This window comes from Ruegeria sp. K5 (assembly GCF_056531805.1).
In genome coordinates this window covers 1,514,019-1,534,075 of record NZ_JBQFML010000001.1, presented here as the reverse complement: position 1 = coordinate 1,534,075, position 20,057 = coordinate 1,514,019, and the positions used below count along the sequence as shown (strand labels likewise).

The 20,057-nt window shown below is 60.4% G+C and carries 14 protein-coding genes and 1 pseudogene; all 15 read left to right on the top strand.

What is annotated here, in order from left to right; translation table 11 throughout:
* Positions 1–85 precede the first annotated feature (85 nt).
* The 15 genes and pseudogenes from ACR0MO_RS07465 (at position 86) to tssK (ending at position 20,006) form a co-directional block, all read left to right on the top strand.
* Positions 86–583 carry an Hcp family type VI secretion system effector gene (locus ACR0MO_RS07465; protein ID WP_170622522.1) on the top strand — a complete coding sequence of 166 codons (498 nt, stop codon included), beginning with the start codon at positions 86–88 and terminating at the stop codon, positions 581–583.
* Between the two features lie 82 nt (positions 584–665).
* The gene (locus ACR0MO_RS07460; protein ID WP_170622523.1) at positions 666–1,487 is read left to right on the top strand and encodes a type VI secretion system accessory protein TagJ; all 822 of its coding nucleotides are present in this window, start codon (positions 666–668) and stop codon (positions 1,485–1,487) included.
* Positions 1,480–1,974 (top strand): type VI secretion system baseplate subunit TssE, encoded by a 495-nt coding sequence (gene tssE, locus ACR0MO_RS07455; RefSeq protein ID WP_170622524.1) that lies wholly within the window; start codon positions 1,480–1,482, stop codon positions 1,972–1,974. The genes ACR0MO_RS07460 and tssE overlap by 8 nt, the downstream gene beginning before the upstream one ends.
* A gap of 5 nt (positions 1,975–1,979) precedes the next feature.
* Entirely contained in the window at positions 1,980–3,857 is a 1,878-nt protein-coding gene (gene tssF, locus ACR0MO_RS07450; RefSeq protein ID WP_480584226.1) for a type VI secretion system baseplate subunit TssF, read from the top strand.
* Complete coding sequence (gene tssG / locus ACR0MO_RS07445) at positions 3,821–4,891, top strand: type VI secretion system baseplate subunit TssG (RefSeq protein ID WP_480890492.1); 1,071 nt, start codon at positions 3,821–3,823, stop codon at positions 4,889–4,891. Before tssF ends, tssG begins: the two co-directional genes overlap by 37 nt.
* 2 nt (positions 4,892–4,893) lie before the next feature.
* Positions 4,894–7,611 carry a type VI secretion system ATPase TssH gene (gene tssH, locus ACR0MO_RS07440; protein WP_480890489.1) on the top strand — a complete coding sequence of 906 codons (2,718 nt, stop codon included), beginning with the start codon at positions 4,894–4,896 and terminating at the stop codon, positions 7,609–7,611.
* A gap of 61 nt (positions 7,612–7,672) precedes the next feature.
* Positions 7,673–8,890, top strand: a complete 1,218-nt coding sequence (locus ACR0MO_RS07435; RefSeq protein WP_170622528.1) for a hypothetical protein — start codon at positions 7,673–7,675, stop codon at positions 8,888–8,890.
* Positions 8,891–8,948: 58 nt separating this feature from the next.
* A complete protein-coding gene (locus ACR0MO_RS07430) occupies positions 8,949–9,806 on the top strand; it encodes an ion transporter (RefSeq protein ID WP_170622529.1) in 858 nt (285 codons plus the stop codon).
* A pseudogene (gene tssB / locus ACR0MO_RS07425) lies at positions 9,799–10,299 on the top strand (type VI secretion system contractile sheath small subunit); the annotation flags it as partial. The gene ACR0MO_RS07430 and the pseudogene tssB, both read left to right, overlap by 8 nt.
* Positions 10,300–11,109: 810 nt before the next feature.
* On the top strand, positions 11,110–14,049 hold the full coding sequence (locus ACR0MO_RS07420) for a type VI secretion system contractile sheath domain-containing protein (RefSeq protein WP_480890883.1): 2,940 nt from the start codon (positions 11,110–11,112) through the stop codon (positions 14,047–14,049).
* Between the two features lie 34 nt (positions 14,050–14,083).
* Positions 14,084–16,213 carry a type VI secretion system Vgr family protein gene (locus ACR0MO_RS07415; RefSeq protein ID WP_480890486.1) on the top strand — a complete coding sequence of 710 codons (2,130 nt, stop codon included), beginning with the start codon at positions 14,084–14,086 and terminating at the stop codon, positions 16,211–16,213.
* 13 nt (positions 16,214–16,226) lie between these two features.
* Positions 16,227–16,838 (top strand): DUF6931 family protein, encoded by a 612-nt coding sequence (locus ACR0MO_RS07410; RefSeq protein WP_480890484.1) that lies wholly within the window; start codon positions 16,227–16,229, stop codon positions 16,836–16,838.
* Positions 16,839–16,840: 2 nt separating this feature from the next.
* Positions 16,841–17,149, top strand: a complete 309-nt coding sequence (locus ACR0MO_RS07405) for a PAAR domain-containing protein (RefSeq protein WP_480890482.1) — start codon at positions 16,841–16,843, stop codon at positions 17,147–17,149.
* Positions 17,150–17,159: 10 nt separating this feature from the next.
* Positions 17,160–18,626, top strand: coding sequence for a type VI secretion system-associated FHA domain protein TagH (gene tagH / locus ACR0MO_RS07400; protein ID WP_480890479.1), 1,467 nt, complete (start codon positions 17,160–17,162; stop codon positions 18,624–18,626).
* Between the two features lie 39 nt (positions 18,627–18,665).
* Positions 18,666–20,006, top strand: a complete 1,341-nt coding sequence (tssK, locus tag ACR0MO_RS07395) for a type VI secretion system baseplate subunit TssK (RefSeq protein WP_170622535.1) — start codon at positions 18,666–18,668, stop codon at positions 20,004–20,006.
* The last annotated feature ends 51 nt before the right edge of the window (positions 20,007–20,057 follow it).

The window sequence follows — 20,057 nt, the reverse complement described above, 5'->3', positions numbered from 1 at the left end:
AAAACCTGGCGGGATGTGAATTGTTTCACTGCCGCCGGGCCGACATTTCCGTAGACCGGAACCATAAACCTTAGAGGAAGGCAAAATGGAAAACGTATTCGTAAAAATCGACGGAATCCCCGGTGAAGCACGTGAGAAAGGTCACAAGGACTGGATCGCCTGTAAGACGCTGGCATGGGAAGTTGCCCGCACCTTGGACATGGCCGACCTGGGCACCACCCAGCGTGGCTATGCCAACGCCAACTTCGGCAAAGTCACCATGACAACCGAGCTGAGCAAGGCATCCCCCAAGCTGATGCTGTATGTTGCATCGGGCAAAGCGACCAAAGAGATGACTGTTCATCTGTGCCGGTCGGGCGATGACGACAAGAAAGGCATGGAGCCCTATCTGATCTTCACCCTGCGCCACGCAATCATCGACAGCTACTCGGTCGATGGCGGCGAGGATTCGATCCCGTCGGAAAACTGGACCATCGCTTATCGTGGTATCCAGATTCAGTACAAAGAAGCTGACTTCAACACCGGCAAACTGGGCAGCCCGACCGAGTTCCTGTGGAACCTGGAAACCGGCGACGTCAGCTAAGCCCTGCAAGACCATGGGTCCCGGCGGCGTGGGCTGCCGGGGCCTTTACGCATTTTTACCATCCTGACAGCGCGAGGGTTACATGACGCCGGAAGAGCATCTTAAATCAGGCGATCTGGCGGCCACGCTGGCCACTCTGCAAGACAAGATCCGCGCCAATCCCGCAGATGCCAAGCTGCGGATTTTTCTGTTTCAGCTGCTCTGTGTTATGGGCGACTGGAAGCGCGCGATCACCCAGCTGAAGCTGAGCGCCGAGATGGATGAAGCGGCCACGATGATGGCCAAAACCTATCGCGAGGCGATCATCTGCGAGGTCTATCGCGAAAAGGTGTTTGCGGGGGAAAAGACCCCGATGATTTTTGGCGAGCCGCAGGAATGGCTGGCCCATCTGATCGAAGCGCAGAAGCTGACCGCAGGGGGGCACTTTGATCAGGCCGCCGAGATGCGCGGGCGTGCCTTCGACGCCGCCCCGGCAACCTCGGGCACTGTGAACGGTGAGGCGTTCGAATGGATTGCCGATGCAGACATGCGTCTGGGACCGGTGTTGGAAGTGATCGTGAACGGCCGTTACTTCTGGCTGCCCTTTGCACAGATCGTCCGCTTGGACATCGATCCCCCCAGTGATTTGCGCGACGCGGTCTGGACCGCGTGCACGCTGACCGTCGCCAGCGGCGGCGAGGTCGCGGCACTGATCCCGACGCGCTATGCCGGCACCACCGAACAGGGCGACGATGCGGCGCGTCTGGCACGGGCGACAAGCTGGGCTGATGCCGGCGCGGATACTTTTGTCGGCCTTGGACAGCGATTGTTGGCGACAGATAAATCTGACGTCGCATTGTTGGATATTCGCGAACTGGTACTGGACGTCGCCGTGGAGGCCGAGGAAGCGGCAGGAGATGGCTGAAAAGACACTTGCCGAACGATTGCAGCCTTCGCTTCTGGATCGGCTGACCGATAACGCTCCGGATCAGAAGAAAGAAGGGCGCGATGCACGTGTCATCGATGTTGGCCGTCTGCGAGAGATTATCCAGCGCGATTTGTCCATGTTGCTTAATACCACCGATCAGTCCGATCTGATCGACGAAGATGTTTATCCCTACGCGTCGAAATCCGTGTTGAACTACGGCATTCGCGAAACCTCGGGCGCGTTTTCGACCCTGAGGCAGGCGCAGCGCATCCGGAAATCCATTGCGGATTCGATTGAGGTGTTCGAACCCCGGATCGTGAAAGGTTCGGTCGCGGTTGATCTGCGGTCGGAAAACCGCTCGGGCGAGATGCATGTCGAATTCGACATCCGCGCCGTGATGTGGGCGCAGCCGATGCCGCTGGAACTCTATCTGCGCAGCCGGGTCGATGTGACCACCGGCGAAGTCGCGATTGAGCGGAGTTAGACGCCATGGATACGCGACTGCTGAAACACTATGAAACCGAACTGGCCTTTCTGCGGGAAATGGGGGCCGAGTTTGCCAGTGCCTATCCCAAGATTGCCTCGCGGCTGGGGATGGAGGGGATCGAAGTTGTCGATCCCTATGTCGAGCGTCTGCTGGAAGGCAGCGCCTTTCTGGCCGCGCGGGTGCAGTTGGAGCTGGAGATGCAGTTCCCGACTTTCACCTCGAACCTGCTCGAGATTGTTTACCCGCATTATCTGGCCCCGACGCCGTCGATGATGATCGCGCAGCTGGAGCCGGATGTGGGCAATGCCGCGCTGAAAGAGGGGTATCCGATTGCCCGGGGGTCCACCCTGCGCGCGCGTTTGGCCGAGGGGGAACAGACGGCCTGTGAGTTTTCGACCGCATCGGACCTGACACTCTGGCCCATCGAGATTTCCGAGGCCGAATATATCGACGGTCGCGGAGAGCTTGTTGCCGCCGGTGTGGCCCGCGACACCGACGCCCGCGCGGGCATCCGGCTGCGGCTGAACCGCACCGATGGCGAGCCGATGGCCGAGCTTGAGATGGACAGCCTTGTGCTGCATCTCGACACGCAAAGCGGCAAACCCTGGGCGCTGCACGAATTGCTGGCCACCCAATGCGTTGGTCTGACCGGGCGTTCCACCGACCGCCGCGCCGACTGGACGACGCGCCTGACCGACGCGGATGTGGTGCCCAAAGGGTTCGAACCGGACGAGGCGCTGTTGCCGACCCCGCGCCAGTCTTTCGACGGCTACCGCCTTTTGCAGGAATATTTCGCCATGCCGGAGCGATTCCTGTTTGTGGAACTGACGGGGCTGAAACCCGCGCTGCAGCAATCGGCGGGGACGGATGTCGATATCTACATTCTTCTGAAAGACGGCATGCGCGACGTGGCCCCGGCGGTCACACCTGCGGCGTTTTCGCTGAATGCGGTGCCCGCCGTGAACCTGTTTCACCGCCGCTGCGACCGGGTGCATATCACCCAGATGGACACCCAGCACCACGTGGTGCCGAACCGGACGGCGGGGTTGGATTACGAGATTTTCTCGATCGAGCGTGTGACCGGTATCCAGTCTGAAGAGGAAGGTGATATTCCTTTCCGTCCCTTCTACAGCGACACCGATCTGACGGCGGCGGGCGACAATCACTCGGCCTATTACACCGTCAAACGGCGGATGCGGCAGCGCAATGAAAAAGAGCGACTGCGCGGGGTGCGAACTTCGTATCTGGGGTCCGAGGTCTACCTGACGCTGGTGGATCGGGCGCAGGCGCCTTATCCCGGATCGCTGGATCAGCTGGCAGTTGAAGCCTTATGTTCCAACCGTGACCTACCCATGCTGCTGGCGGCAGGCGGCGATGATGTGTTCCATCTGCCCGATGGCGGGCCGGTCAAATCGGTGCGTACTCCGGTTACACCAACGCGCCCTCATGCAACGTTGGCGCAAGGCGATGCGGCGTGGAAGCTGATCAGCCACCTGAGCCTCAATTACCTGTCCATCGCGGGCGACGGCAAGGAAGGCGGGGCAGGGGCGTTGCGCGAACTTCTGGGTATTTACGCCCCTCTGGGCAACCGCGTGACGGAAAAGCAGTTGGAAGGCGTGGTCTCGGTCACAAGCCGCCCCATCGTGCGCCGCATGAGCGATGAGGTGCTCAGCACCGCCGTGCGGGGTCTGGAAATCACGCTGGGCTTTGACGAAAGCTTTTACGAAGGCACCAGCGTCTACGTGCTGGGCGCGGTGCTGGAGAGGTTCTTCCGCAAATACACCACGATCAACAGTTTCACGGAAACCGTGCTGAAAACCGAACGACGAGGAGAGATTGCCAGATGGCGACCGGCAGCCGGACTGGGCAGGATCATCTGAGCCTGCTTGCCGCGCTTGCGGCCGACCCTGAAAGACATCACGTCTTTCAGGCGTTGCGGGTGATCGAGGCGCATTATGCAGATGCGCCGCGTCTGGGGGAATCGCGCCGCCCGCGCGAGGATCGCGTGCGTTTGGGGCAGGATGTCTCGCTGGCCTTTCCGCCCACCACGCTGACGCGGTTTGAACCGGCGACGGACGCGGCTCCGGGCAAGCTGAACAACCTGTTCTTCGGCTTCTTCGGCCCGCAAGGTCCGATGCCGCTTCATCTGACCGAGTTCGCACGCGACCGGCAGCGCAACCATCGCGACCCGACCTTTGTCGCCTTTGCCGACATGCTGACCCACCGGATGATGAGCTTGCTCTATCGTGCGTGGGCGGCGGCGGAACCGGCACCCAGTTTTGACCGGGGTGATGACCCGTTCGAACAGCGCGTGGCGGCCTTGGCCGGGTTCAAGGGTGCGGATTTCAGCGACCGCGATGCCATGCCCGACATGCTGCGCCGCTTTTTTGCGGGGCATCTGGGATCGGGCACCAAGACGGTCGAGGGTCTGATCGCGATCATTTCCGACTATTTCGGGGTCGAGGCGCATGTGCAGCAGTTCATCGGCTCGTGGCTGGAACTGGAACCGGATGACACATGGCAATTGGGTAGGCCTGCGCGGCTGGGGCAATCGACCAGCATTGGCAACCGGGTCTGGTCGCGCTCGGCCAAGTTCCGCATTCGCATCGGGCCTTTGTCGCTGGAGGATTACAAACGTCTTCTGCCCGGCGGCGTGTCGCAGGAACGGCTGGAATCGATCCTGCGCACCTATGCCGGCGACACGCTGGATTGGGAGGTCAATCTGGTCCTAGCCGGTGACGAGGTGCCGCGTGCCTCTTTGGGCGGAACCACGCAGCTGGGCCATACCAGCTGGATCCGCACCCGCGATGACCCTGACAAGAACCGCCCGGATGCGGATGATCTGATCCTGTATCCCGGTTACGTAACACAAGAATTCGAGGCCGAAGAACTGGCCCACAGCGAGAGGTATTGAAGATGACGGAAATCAGCCGTGTGTCGCTATTCGGCAAGCTGAACAAGCTGGGCTATCAGGCCATCGAAGGGGCCACCGTGTTCTGCAAGATGCGGGGCAATCCGTATGTCGAGATCCAGCATTGGCTGCATCAGATCCTGAATGGTCAGGACAGCGACATTCACCGCATCATTCAGCATTATGATCTGGATCCGGGCAAGATCGCCTCGGAACTGACGCGCAGCCTGGACATGCTGCCGCGTGGGGCGTCCTCGATCTCGGATCTTAGCGATCATCTGATGGACGCGATGGAGCGGGGCTGGGTCTGGGGCTCGCTGCTGTATTCCGACAGCAAGGTGCGCACCGGGTATCTGATTTTGGGCATGCTCAAGACGCCCGCGCTGCGCAACATTCTGGCCAGCATGTCGCCGGAACTGGCGAAGATCGGTGCCGATGATCTGGCCGACAGCTTTGGTGAGGCCACCGATGGCTCGCCCGAGGATACGCTGGGCGCGCAGGACGGCTCTAACGTGGGTGGCGGAGCGGAACCCGGTGAGGCCAGCGGCGCGATGGCCCCCGGCGCGATGGGCAAGGGCGAGGCGCTGGAGCAGTTCTGCACCGACCTGACCGAACAGGCCCGTAACGGTGAGATCGATCCCATCGTGGGTCGTGACGAAGAAATCCGCCAGATCGTCGATGTTCTGATGCGCCGTCGTCAGAACAACCCGATCCTGACCGGTGAGGCGGGTGTTGGTAAAACGGCTGTGGTCGAAGGTTTCGCGCTGCGGATCGCTCGTGGTGACGTGCCGCCCGCGCTGAAAGATGTGCGCCTTTTGGTGTTGGATGTGGGCCTGCTGCAAGCGGGCGCGTCCATGAAGGGCGAGTTCGAAAACCGTCTGCGTCAGGTGATTGATGAGGTTCAGGCCAGCCCGACGCCGATTGTGATGTTTGTTGACGAAACGCACACATTGGTTGGTGCAGGGGGTGCCGCCGGAACCGGCGATGCGGCCAACCTGCTGAAACCGGCGCTGGCGCGGGGCACGCTGCGCACTATCGGCGCGACCACATGGGCCGAGTACAAAAAATACATCGAGAAAGACCCGGCCCTGACCCGCCGTTTTCAGGTGGTGCATGTGGAAGAACCCGATATCCCAAAGGCGGTTCTGATGATGCGCGGCATCGCCTCGATGCTGGAAAAACACCATCGCGTGCAGGTGCTGGACGAGGGGATCGAAGCGGCGGTTACTCTGTCCGCGCGCTACATCCCCGCGCGTCAATTGCCGGACAAATCGGTGAGCCTGCTGGATACGGCCTGTGCGCGGGTCGCGGTATCTCAGCACGCTGTTCCGGCCGAGGTGGATGACAGCCAGCGGCGGATTGAGGCTTTGACCACTGAGTTGGAGATCATCGAACGCGATGAGACCGCAGGCTATGACGTCGCAGACCGGCGCGAGGCCGTGAATGCCGCGAAAGAGGCGGAAGAGGCGCGGCTGGCCGAACTCAACGGGCGTTGGGAGGCCGAGAAAAAGGTGGTCGAAGAAATCCTCGAGCTGCGGGCCAAGCTGCGCGCAGGCGGGCAAGAGGTCGAAGGCACCGGCACCGCCGAAGGCGAAGCCGCGACCGAGGAAGCGCCAGACGCTCAGCCCATCGACCGTGAGGCTCTGTTGGCTGAGTTGAAAGCGAAGAATGCCGAACTGGAAGAGGTACAAGGCGACAGCCCGCTGATTCTACCCATCGTAGATCATCAGGCGGTGGCCAGCGTGGTCGGTGACTGGACCGGTATCCCGGTTGGCCGCATGGTCAAGGACGAGATCGAGACCATTCTGAATCTGGAAACCCGTCTGGCCCAACGTGTGATTGGTCAGGATCATGCGATGAAAATGATCGCCAAGCGCGTTCAGACCAGCCGCGCGGGGCTGGACAATCCGAACAAACCCATCGGGGTCTTCATGCTGGCAGGCACCAGTGGCGTCGGCAAAACCGAAACCGCGCTGGCTCTGGCCGAAGTTCTCTATGGCGGTGAACAGAACGTCATCACCATCAACATGTCCGAATATCAGGAGGCGCACACCGTCAGCAGCCTGAAAGGCGCCCCTCCGGGCTATGTCGGATATGGCGAGGGCGGTGTGCTGACCGAAGCGGTGCGGCGCAAGCCGTATTCGGTGGTACTGCTGGACGAGGTCGAAAAGGCCCATCCGGATGTGCACGAGATCTTTTTCCAGGTCTTCGACAAAGGCGTCATGGAGGATGGCGAAGGCCGCGTGATCGACTTCAAGAACACGCTGATCCTGCTGACTTCGAATGTTGGTACCGAGATGATCATGGATATGTGCGCCGACCCGGACCTGATGCCCGATCCCGAAGGCATGGCCAAGGCGCTGCGCGATCCGCTGCTGAAAGTCTTCCCGCCGGCGCTGTTGGGACGTTTGGTGACAATTCCCTATTATCCGCTCAGCCCCGAAATGCTGGGCGAGATCACCAAGCTGCAGCTGGGCCGAATCAAGAAGCGGGTCGAATCCGCGCATGGCGTGCCGTTCGAATACACCGACGCCGTGGTGGACGAGATCGTCAACCGCTGTCAGGAGCTGGATAGCGGTGGTCGTATGATCGATGCGATCGTAACCAATACAATGCTGCCGGATATTTCGGCTGAATTCCTAAAAAGAATGATGGAGGGCGAAGAAGTTGCCAAAGTCGTGATCGATGTCACAGACGGCGACTTCACTTATGGGTTTGACTGAGCGGGACCTGAATACAAGGGCAACTGGAACTAGAAAATCCCGATAGCGGAGGAACGCTGAAATGGCCAAGAAAGAAGTTACATCCCACAAATTCTATGTCGTCGATCTGATCCGGTCGAAACCCAAACTGGAATATATCGAAATTCCCAGCTACCGCGTTGACGTCAAATTCGACGTCACCGCCAAGGGTCCGGTCCCGTCGACCACGCTGAAGCGTCTTGAAGCGACCGGCATGAAAGAGCTGGAACGCTACGAGAAGGTCATCACACAAGAGGCGGTCAAGCTCGACAAGAAAGTCGGCGAGCTGATGAAAACGCCGGGTCCGAAAGCTCAGGCTGAAGCCGAGAAGATGATCCAGGCGACCAACCAGATGATCTTGAACGCGCTGAGGTCTGCGGAAGGGGCGGCCAATGTTGCGATCGAAAAGCAGATCAAGGTCGAAGCCAACAAAGACAAGCTGCTGAAAGAGGCGCGGGTCAAGACCACGCTGAAAGTGACCGCAGGTGTGATCAAGATCGGCACCGCAATCACCCGGCTGGTGGCGACCTCGGGCGCAGATGTCATGGCCTACAAGACCATCGTCAAGCAGGTGTATGATCTGGGCAAAGAGGTTCAGCAGCAATTGAAGGGGGAAGAGGCGCTGCGCAAGGATCTGTACAGCGCGATCCAGAAATATATCACGCTGCGCGGTACTTCGATCATGCAGGCGGCGGAACGGCAGGGGATCACCGACACGTCGGGGATTTCGGTCAAAAAGCCGATGGAAGCGATCAAGAAGTTCACCGCCAAGGCCGTTGCCATGGGCGACGAGGTGACCAAGGGCCGCGATCCGAAGGCCATCGCCAAGGACATCATGGATTTTGCGATCAAGGGCTATCAGTCCTACCAGAAGGATTCGGACAAAAAGCGCAAGCTGTACCGGGAGCACACCACCAAGACCCGTCAAAAGGTGGATTCGCTGGGCAAGGCCGCTGACAAGCTGATGAAGGCCGCGAAATCCCAGAAAACGCTGAAGGAAGGCATCAAGCTGGGCGCCGAATGTATGGCCGTCAAGCGTGAGGCCAGCGCCATGGCCGCCAAGCTGGAAGAACGTCAGAAGTTCCTGGCCGAAATGGAAGCGCTGATGGAAGGCAACGGTCTGAAGGTGGATGACACCGCCATCATCGACAAGCTGAAGAAACTGGACAAAATGACCGTCCTGAAAGAGGCCAAAGAGATGGTGACCTCGGTCAAGGGTGTCATTACTCTGGTTGAAGGCATTAGCGACGTCGTCGGCTAAGACAAAAACACGCGCCGGGTGCAGGATGCTGCGCCCGGTGCCTATGTGACAGGAGGGCGTGTTGGAGACCGGTATCGAGAAGAGCGAAACGCTCCGCGACACCGCGCGCGAATTTGTCGAGCGCAAGGCCGTGACCAACACCATTCTGGGCGTGATCATCTTCAACGCGATCACGCTGGGCCTGTCCACGTCCGCGTCAATCCAATCCAGCATCGGCGATGTTCTTGTGGTGATCGACAAGATCGTGCTGGGCGTTTTTGTGGCCGAGCTGCTGGTCAAGTTTTACGCCTATCGTCTGAGTTTCTTCAAAAACGCATGGAATATCTTTGACCTGGTGGTCGTGACCCTGGGCCTGTTGCCCAACCGCGATGGTCTGTCCGCCCTGCGGGGGCTGCGCGTTATCCGCGCGATGCGCCTGTTGTCTGTCATCCCGCAGATGCGCGCCGTGGTTCAGGCATTGCTGGACGCGCTGCCTGGCATGGGGGCGGTGATCATCATGATCTCGATCGTGTTCTATGTCTTCGCGGTCATGGCGACGCTGATGTATGGCCCTGATTTCCCAGAATGGTTCGGAACACTTGGCCGCTCGCTCTATTCCCTGTTCCAGATCATGACGCTGGAAAGCTGGTCGATGGGCATCGTGCGCCCGGTGATGGAGACGCATCCGACCGCCTGGATCTTCTTTGTGCCCTTTATCGTCATCACCGCGTTTTCGGTACTGAACCTGTTCATCGGTCTGCTGGTCAACACCATGCAATCGGCGGTCGAGGACGAGTCGGTCGAAGAATTCTCACATCTGCGCGAACTGGTGCGCAGCGAGACGGATATCGTCGATGAGCGCGTTAAGGAACTGCTGGAAGAGGTCCGGGCCCTGCGCCGTGAAGTGGCCGACTTAAAAGGGCAGAACAATGGCTGACAGTTCCCAGAAATTCATCGCGCGCAACCGCGCGCCCCGCGTTCAGATTGAATATGATGTCGAGCTTTACGGAGCCGAGAAAAAGGTTCAGCTGCCCTTTGTCATGGGCGTGATGAGCGACCTGTCCGGCAAATCAACCGTGGAAACGCCGTCGGTGTCGGACCGCAAGTTCCTTGAGATCGATGTCGATAATTTCGACGACCGCATGAAGGCCATGGCCCCGCGGGTCGAATTTGCCGTGCCCAACACGCTGACCGGCGAGGGCAATCTGGCCGTTGATCTGACCTTTGAAAAGATGGCCGATTTCACCCCGGCCCAGATCGCCTCAAAGATCGAGCCGCTGCGCAAGCTGCTTGAGGCGCGGACCCAATTGTCCACGCTGATGGCCTATATGGACGGCAAAACCGGGGCTGAGGCCTTGATCGAAAAGATCCTGGCCGACCCGGCGCTATTGGGCGCGCTGGCCAACAGCCCGGTGCCCGAGCAGGACAGTCAGGCCACACTGGATGCCCTGCGCGACGCGGCCCCCGAAGACGCGCCCAAAGATACGTCTGTCGAGGATGCGCTGGCCTCGCTGCCCGAGACGGAAACTGCTGAGGAACAGGATCAGTCCGACGACATCCTGTCGGGACTGGCGGCGGCGGCTCCGGACGATGCGCCCGAGGATACCTCGGTCGCGGACGCCTTGTCCTCGATCCCCGAGGTTGAGGTGTCGGAAGAGGCGGACGGTTCGGCAGATGTTCTGGCCGATTTGGCCGATGCTGCCCCGACGGACACGCCCGAGGATACTTCGGTCGCAGATGCCCTGTCCTCGATCCCCGAGGTTGAGACGTCGGAAGAATCTGACGGCTCGGCAGACGTTCTGGCCGATTTGGCCGATGCCGCCCCGACGGACACGCCCGAGGATACCTCGGTCGCAGACGCCCTGTACTCGATCCCCGAGGTAGAGGCGTCGGAAGAGGCGGACGGTTCGGCAGACGTTCTGGCCGATTTGGCTGAGGCCGCTCCGACGGGCACGCCCGAGGATACCTCGGTCGCGGACGCCCTGTCCTCGATCCCCGAGGTTGAGATTTCGGAGGAGGAGGACGGTTCGGCGAATGTTCTTGCTGACCTCGCCGATGCCGCGCCCGCTGAGCAGGCCGCTGACACGGCGACGGATGACGCCCTGTCGTCCCTGCCCGAGATAGACCTGCCCGAGGATGAGGACTCATCCGGCGATGTTCTGGCCGGTCTGGCCGACGCAGCCCCCGAGGATACGCCCGAAGATCGATCCGTAGACGACGCCCTTTCATCCTTGCCTGAAATGGAGGCAGCAGAGGAAGACGACCAAAGCGACGATATTCTGTCAGAACTGGCGGATGCGGCCCCGGAAGAGGCCGACGCCGGTGCCGAGCTTGAAGACGCGCTGTCCTCGATCCCTGATGCGCCGGAAACGATCGAGGAAGACAACTCGGATATTCTGTCCGACCTGGCGGATGCCGCGCCTGAGGAAACGGAAGACGACACCGATCTGGATGATCTGTTGGGTGATCTGGCCGACGCTGCTCCTGAGGACAAAGAAGATACGTCTGCCGATGATATCCTTGCGACCGTTCCGGAGGTTGAAGCTGCCGAGGAAGAGGACGGTTCGGACGACATTCTAGGTGAACTTGCGGATGCAGCGCCAGAGGAGGTGGCCGAAGACGAGACCGATCTTGATGATCTGTTGGGCGATCTGGCCGACGCTGCTCCTGAGGACGAAGAGGATACGTCAGCCGATGATGTCCTTGCGACCGTTCCGGAGGTTGAGACTGCCGAGGAAGAGGGCGGTTCGGACGACATTCTGGGAGAACTTGCGGACGCAGCACCGGAGGACGCGGCTGATGACGACACCGATCTGGATGATCTGTTGGGCGATCTGGCCGACGCTGCTCCTGAGGACGAGGAAGGTACATCTGCGGACGACGTCCTTGCAGCAATGCCTGAGGTGGACGCCGAAGATGAGCTGGATGAGTTGGATGACATATTGGGCGATCTCTCCGACGCCGCGCCACAAGAGGATACCGACGACGGTGATACGCTCGACGATGTGCTGGGCGATCTGACCAGCGACACTGAGAGCGAAGAAGAGACTGAGAGTGATGCGGACGACCTGGATCTCGATCTGGACGACCTGCTGAGTGATGACGCATCGTCCGATGATGACGCCGACACGGCCGAGGATGACGCGGACGATCTGGACCTCGATCTGGACGATTTGTTCGATGACGATACGCCGTCCGAGGATGATAAAGACACGACCGAGGGTGATGCTGACGACTTGGACCTCGATCTGGATGATTTGTTCAATGATGACACGCCGGCGGGGGATGACTCCGAAACGGCTGATGATCTGGATCTGGACCTCGACGATCTGCTGAGCGGCGATGATACGGAAAGCGGGGAATCGGGGGAGGCCGCGCCCGACACGGTAGGAGCCGAGCAATCAGGCGAACCGCAGCTTGCCTTTGGGCGGATGAGCGCGGATCGGCCGGACCCGGAACGTCTCAGGCGTACGCGATTCCGGATTGCCATATTCGGCGATTTCTCGGGCCGTTCGGCGCGCGGGCAGATCGAAACTGGGGACGCGTTGGCCGCGCGCAAACCGATCCTGCTGGACCCCGATACGGTCGAGGATGTGATCGAAAGCTTTGCCACAACGCTGGTGCTGCCGATTGGTAAGGACGGGGCCGGGATCGAGGTCAAGCTGAACGAATTGGACGACCTGCACCCCGATGAGCTTTATGAAAAGGTCGAGTTGTTCGACGGGCTGTCGGGCCTGAAAAGCCAGCTAAGTTCGGGTGCGACGGCAGATCATGCTGCCAAGCAGTTGATTGCCTGGGGTGAGGAATTTGGGCAGGCGGTGGTGCCGCCGCGCAAGACTTCGGGCGGCAATACGGTGCGCGCCGACCTGAAACTCAGCGATTTTCAGAAGCTGATCGGCGATACCTCGGGCGAATTGGCGCAAGCCTCGCCGGTGGATGATCTGCTGAAACGGGTGGTCGGCCCGCATATCCGCAAGCTGCCCAGCCCGGACGTGAGCGCCATGCAGACGGCGGTGGATGAGGCGCTGAGTGCGGCGATGCGGATGGTGCTGCATCACCCGGAATTCCAGTCGGTCGAGGCGCAATGGCGCAGCCTCGATCTGATTGCCCGCAGCGTCGAGGATGACGATACGCTGGATGTGATCCTGTATGATGTGTCCGCCGAGGAAATCGCTGCCGATCTGGCCGCCGAAGAGGATCTGGCCAAGACCGGTCTGGTGCGGTTGCTGACCGAAGAACCGCTGGATGAGGAAAACGGGCGCGGCGGATATTCGGCGATGATCGGGCTTTATACGTTCGAGGAAACGCCGCCCCATGCCGAGCTGCTGGGCCGGATCGGTCGGGTCGCGGCCCATGTGGATGCACCCTTCCTCAGCGCCATTACCCCGGCCTATCTGGACATCAAGAAAGAGGACCGGCATCCGCTGGTGGTCAAAGCCTGGGATACATTCCGCGCCATGCCCGAGGCGGGGCATGTGGGTCTGGCCTCACCCCGGTTCCTGCTGCGCCGCCCCTATGGCGCCAAGTCCGAGCCGATCTACGAGTTCGATTTCGAGGAATTCACCGAGACCGAGGGCCTGCGCGGCATGCTCTGGGCCAACCCGGCGGTTCTGGTGACGATCCTGCTGGCGCGGTCCTTCAAACAGAATGGCAAGGCGATGAATCTGGGCTCGGTTATGAGCCTTGGAGGCATGCCCTATCACTATGTCAATGACCGCTATGGCGATCAGGTGGCGCTGCCCTGCACGGAACGCAATATCACGCTGGACAAACACGAACACTCGGTCCAGCGCGGCTATATGCCGGTGCTGTCGGTCAAGGGTCGCGATGAGATCCGGCTGGGTTCGTTCAACTCGGTGGCGGGGCAGGAAATTCTGGGGCCGTGGACCGGCGTGCCGGTGCCGGAACCCTCGCCCGATGTGCCGCCCGAGCCCGAGGCAGAAGAAACGCCGGATGCGGATGATTTCGATCTGGATCTGGGTGGCGACGACTCGGATGATCTCGATCTGGGCGGCGATGATGCGCTGGATCTTGGGACCGACGATTTTGATCTGGATCTGGGCGATGGTGACTCCAGCGATCTGGATGATTTCCTGTCCGGATTTGGCGATGACGACGACGATGAAGAAGACGACGAAGAAATGGACCCGGAACTGGCTGCCTTGCTGGCTGATCTGTGACGGCAAGGCGAACAAGATGTGGAAGGAACGGTAAATGGCTGAGAGTTTGCAAAGCAAGGAATGGCCGCTTCGGATCACCGGGTCATATACGTATGACGAGGATGAGTTGGTCATCCGCCGCGCCATCGTGACCGAACAGCTGGGCGAGTTGACGGATATTCAGGTCGAGGTGCTTTCGCCTGACAAGTCCATCGCGCTGGACAAGCTGCTGGGCAAGATCATGACCATCCATATGGCCGCAGCAGAAGGGGCCGAGCGCAAGTTTACCGGTACCATCGTGCGGGTCGAGCGCCTGGCGCTGCGGGACGGGTTCGTGCAGCTGCTGGTCGAACTGCGCCCCTGGTTCTGGATGCTGGATCAGACCACTGACAGCCGCATCTTTCAGGAAAAGACTGCCGTGCAGATCATCGAGCAGATCTTTGGCGAATACGGGTTCTCGGACTTCAAGAAAAGCCTCAGCGCGACTTATCAGCCACGCGAATATTGCGTGCAGTATCGCGAGACGGATTTCGACTTTATCTCGCGCCTGATGCAGGAAGAGGGCATCTATTACTACTTTGACTACTCAAAGGCCGAAGACAAGCTTGAGACGCTGGTGCTGTGCGACGATGTCTCGGCCCACAAGCCGATTGAAGGGGACTCGTCGGTCGAATACCGCCCGGGTGACGATTACAAGCAGCGCCTGTCGGATTGCGTGTCCGAGTGGGCCAGTTCCCAGCAGATCGTGCCGGGTGTCGTTTCGCTGAGAGATTTTGAATTCGAAACGCCGAACGCCAAGCTGGAAGTGCGCGCCAACACCAAGACCAAGGCCAAGCACAAATACAATAAATACGAACTGTACGATACGCCGGGGCACTACAAGGAAACCAAGCTTGGCACGACCCGCGCCCAGATGCGGATTGAGGCCGAGGATGCCCGGTTCGACCGCCGCCGGGCGCGCGCCTCGGTCCGCGCGATGGAGGTCGGACGGACGTTCACGCTGAAGGAGCATCCTGACAAGGATCAGAACGATGATTACCTGATCACGGGCGCAACTTATTATCTGCAGACCACCGAAGGTTACGGGTTCGAAAAGAACGAAAAGGATCTGGACACCGGTGCGCTGGAATTCCCCGACGACAGCGGCGAGATGTTCATGGTCGAGTTCGACGCGCAGCCGAAATCGGTCAAGTATCGCTCGGCCCTGACGACGCCGTGGCCCGAGATCTCGGGTCTGCACACGGCGATTGTCACCGGCAAAAGCGGCGAGGAGATTTGGACCGACAAGCATGGCCGCATCAAGGTGCAGTTCCATTGGGACCGCGAAGGCAAGAAGGATGAAAACACCACCTGCTGGGTCCGCGTTGTGACCCCGTGGTCCGGCAAGAACTGGGGCATGGTCAGCATTCCCCGGATCGGGCAGGAGGTTGTGATTCAGTTTGAAGAAGGCGACCCGGATCGGCCGATCTGCACCGGTATGCTGTATAACGCCGATACGATGCCGCCTTACGCTCTGCCCGCCAATCAAACCCAGTCGGGCATCAAGACGCGGTCTTCGAAAGGCGGTAGCGCCGAGATGTTCAATGAGCTGATGTTCGAGGACAAGAAGGGCGAGGAACTCGTGCGCTTTCAGGCGCAGAAGGATCACGAGAAACTGGTCAAGAACAAGTCCACCATCACCGTTGGCTATGACAAGCTGGATGTGGGCGGCAATGGCGGTGATGGCTGTCTGAGTCAGGTGGTCAAGAAAAACGTCGATGAGACGATCAAGGAAGGCGATCACACCTTCACCATCGAAACCGGCAGCCAGAAGGTCAGTATCAAGACCGACCAGACCGAGACTATCGAAGGGAAGTCCACCCGCACCGTGACCGGCAACCATGCCGAGACGATCAAGCAAGGCAACCTGACGACCGAGGTCAGCCAGGGCGATAAATCCACGACGGTCAAGATGGGGGACATCAAGGTCGATGCCAAAATGGGCAAGATCACCATGACCGCCATGAAGTCGATCGAATTGAAGGTTGGTGGCTCATCGATCAAACTGGACCCGACAAGCGTGACGATCAAAAGCACGATGATCAAGGTTCAGGCCAATGCCAAGCTTGATGCGAAAAGCCCGATGACCACGGTAAATGGCGATGCCATGCTGACCCTCAAGGGCGGCCTGACGATGATCAACTAAGGGGGGCCGAGTGATGAGCGATAGATTTACCGGAATGGCCAAGGTGCCTCAGGTCCCTGCTGCGCGGATGCTGGCGGACGCCCATGCGCGGCTGGCCACCAAGCTGGACGCGCCCGCCAGTGCGCCGTTGGACGTGGTGCTGACCGAGCTAGAGGAAAAAGGCGCAGTGGTCGACATATTGCGCCTGCTGGGCGTTGCCTTGCCTGCGCGGGAACGGGTCTGGTGGTCCTGTCTGGCCGCGCGCGACTATATCGGCGAAGCGCCGGACAACAACACACCGGCATTGGCCGCGTCTGAGGAGTGGGTGTTCCGCCCGACGCCCGAGAACCGCGAAAAGGCCGAAGAGACAATCGATCTGGCCGAACCCGATGACGAGACCATCAATTGCGCGATGGGCGTGTTATACTCGGATGGAACGCTGGGCACCGGGGATCTGGCGACCATGCCAGCGCCGCCCGGCGCGGCCGAGATTATGGCATTTGCGATGAATGTTGTTGCAATGGATATGCACGAAGATGACTTTGATGCCTATGTGCAGTTGCTGATTGATCGCGGCGTCGATATTGCTCGGGGTGGGAATGGTAAGCTGGACCGCTCGGACGGCGGTCTGGAGACGAAGGAGTAGACATGGGATTTCCACAAGCCCGCGTCACTGACATGCATTTGTGCACGCTGCCGGCCCCGCCGCCAGCGCCGCCGCCTCCTGCGCCGGTTCCGATGCCGATCATGCCGCCCTGTTGCCCCACGGTTCTGGTGTCCAAACTGCCTGCGGCGCGTATGTCGGATATGGCCACGCCCGCTTTCCCGCATCCGATTGTCAAAGGGTCCGCAACGGTGCTGATCAGCAAGCTTCCTGCGGCGCGGGTTACAGATAATTGCGCCTGTGGCGGTCTTATCATACCGCCGTGCTGCCCTACCGTACTGGTCGGAGGATGAAGACAAACGCATGACGGTCACGTTGAAATTCCAATCCACCGGCGTTGTGCCGGGCGACGGGCGCCCGGTGTCGATGCAGGGGGGCTCTTTGACCGTCGGGCGTGGCCCGGCCAATGATCTGGTATTGCCAGACCCCGAACGCACGCTGAGCAAAAGCCATTTCGTGATCGAGGATCACAATGGCAATGTGGTGATCGTCGATCTGTCGACCAATGGTACGTTCCTGAACTACTCGAAAATCCCCTTGGGCCGCACGCCGACGCCGCTGAACAACGGCGATGTGCTGACCGCAGGCGGGTATGAGATGGTGGTCGAGATCGGGGCCGATCTGCCCACGTTCGAGGAGATGATCCCGCAGCCGATGCAACAGGCCGGGGTGTCCCCGGGCCAGTCGCAGAACGCGCCGGACCCGTTGGCCTTGCTGGACGATGCAGGGCCGGGCGGGGATTTTCTGGATGACCTGCTGGGGGGCGATGCCAAGGGGCCGGGGCAGATTGCAACGCCCGACCCGATGGACGAATTGCTGCCGCCGTTGGACGATGATGACCCGTTTTTTGCCAAGCCCAAGGACATTCACGCGGATATGGGCGCAAGCGATCCGATGCATAACCCGTCGGCCAGCGATGCGTTTTCGGCACCGCAATCCGGGGGCGGGGCGAACCTGATCCCCGATGACTGGGATGATGACGATCTGTTGTCGCCCTCGGGCGGCGCGCCGTCGGACCCGTTTGCCGCGCCCGAGCCACCGCAACCTGCGGCCCCTCTGCCGGAACCCGCGCCTTCGCCACCCGCGAAACCGACGCCCGGCGGTCAGGCTGATATTGCACCACCCACCCCCGCCACGCCTGCGCCGGAACCGCCCAAGGCTGAAGCAACTGCGCCTGTGGCCGCAGGTGATCAGGCCGCGGCGCGGGCGCTGTTAGAGGCGCTTGAGGTGGACGACCTGCGCATCGACGATGCCGATTTGCCTGCCACCATGGGCCGCATGGGCCGCGTATTGCGTGCGATGATCACGGGGTTGCGGGAAATCCTGATGACCCGCACTTCGATCAAGTCGGAATTCCGCATCGATCAGACCATGATCAGCGCGGGCGGGAACAACCCGCTGAAATTCTCTATCAGCCCGGAACAAGCCATCGAGGCTTTGGTCAAGCCGCGCGTCAAAGGCTATCTGGCCGCAGAAGAGGCCACCGAACAGGCGCTGAACGACATCAAGGCGCATGAGGTTGCGATGGTCACCGGTATGGAAGCCGCGCTGAAGGGCGTGCTGGCCCGGCTGGACCCCGAGGTGCTGGCGGGAAAAATCGAAGGCTCGGGCAAACTTGGGTCACTTTTCAAGGGTAAAAAGGCCCAGTACTGGGAAGTGTATGAAAAGATGTATGCTGAAATCTCGGATCAGGCAGAGAACGATTTTCATGATCTCTTTAGCCGGGAATTCGCGCGCGCATATAAAGAACAGCTGGAAAAGCTGAAATAACGCCCTGATCAGGGCGGCAAGAACAAGGGAGGGCAGCCATTGTCCTGGGACAGCAAGGTGCTTTGGACCGAAGGGTTGTTTCTGCAACCCCATCATTTCCAGCAGGCGGATCGGTATACCGAGGCGCTGGTGGCTGGCCTTGCGCGGCGCGTCACGCCCTATGCCTGGGGTGTCAGCGCGCTGGAGATCGACGATGAGGTTCTGAAGGTTGGGCAGTTTGCACTGAAATCCTGCTCGGGGCTTACCCCGGACGGGCAAGTGTTTCGTGTGCCACAAGCCGAAGACCACCCGCCCGCGCTGGAAGTGCCCGAAACGATCAAGGATTGCGTGGTCTACTTGACGGTGCCGCAGCGGCGGCAGGGTGCGTCTGAAGTTGATCTGAGCGGGGCCGAACAATCGGTCAGCCGGTTGCGCCCGGCGGAGCAGGAAATCTCTGACGTGATGAGCCAGCAGAAAAAGCCGGTGACGCTGGGCATCGGCAAGCTGCGCCTGCAATTCGCGCTGGCGGTGGATGATCTGGCCGACAAGCTGGCCATTCCAATTGCCAAGATCATCGAGGTACGCCCCGATAAGGAAATCATTCTGGATCGCGGCTTTATCCCCTCCGTTCTGGATGTACGCGCGGCACCCGCGCTGGCCGGGTTCATGAACGAATTGGAAGGGATGCTGTCGCACCGGATGCAGGCCCTGGCCGGGAGATTGTCAGAAGGCGGGCCCGCGAAGGGTGCCGCCGAGATTTCGGACTTCCTGCTGCTGATGACCATCAACCGCAACCTGCCGCTGGTGCGCCATTTCGCCAATATCGAGAATGTGCATCCCGAGCACGCCTACCGCGTCTGCGCCTCGCTGGCCGGGGAACTGGCCACCTTCATGAGCACCGAGAAAGAGGCCGTGCAATTCCCGGCCTATCAGCATGACAACCTTACGGAATCCTTCGCGCCGGTGATCCGCACCCTGCGCCAATACCTCAGCTCGGTTCTCGAGCAGACGGCGATTTCGATCCCGCTGGAGCCACGAAAATACGGTATCAGTGTTGGTGTCATTGCCGACCGCAAGCTGATCGGCAATGCGGGCTTCGTGCTGGCGGTCAATGCCGACATCCCCGCCGAAGACGTGCGGCGGCATTTCGCAGGTCAGGCCAAAACCGGCCCGGTCGAGGAAATTCGCCAGCTTGTGAACTCGGCCCTGCCGGGTATCACGCTGCGCCCGCTGCCCGTTGCGCCGCGCCAGATCCCCTACCATTCCGGCGTCGTCTATTTCGAGCTGGACGCGGCCAGCCCCTATTGGGGCAAGATGACAACTTCGGGCGGGATCGCGGTGCATGTCTCGGGCCAGTATCCGGGGCTGCAGATGGAGCTTTGGGCGATCCGCAACCAGTAAGAGTGAACGCGATCACTGGCTGCGCCGAAACAATTTGATAGGGCTTCCCAA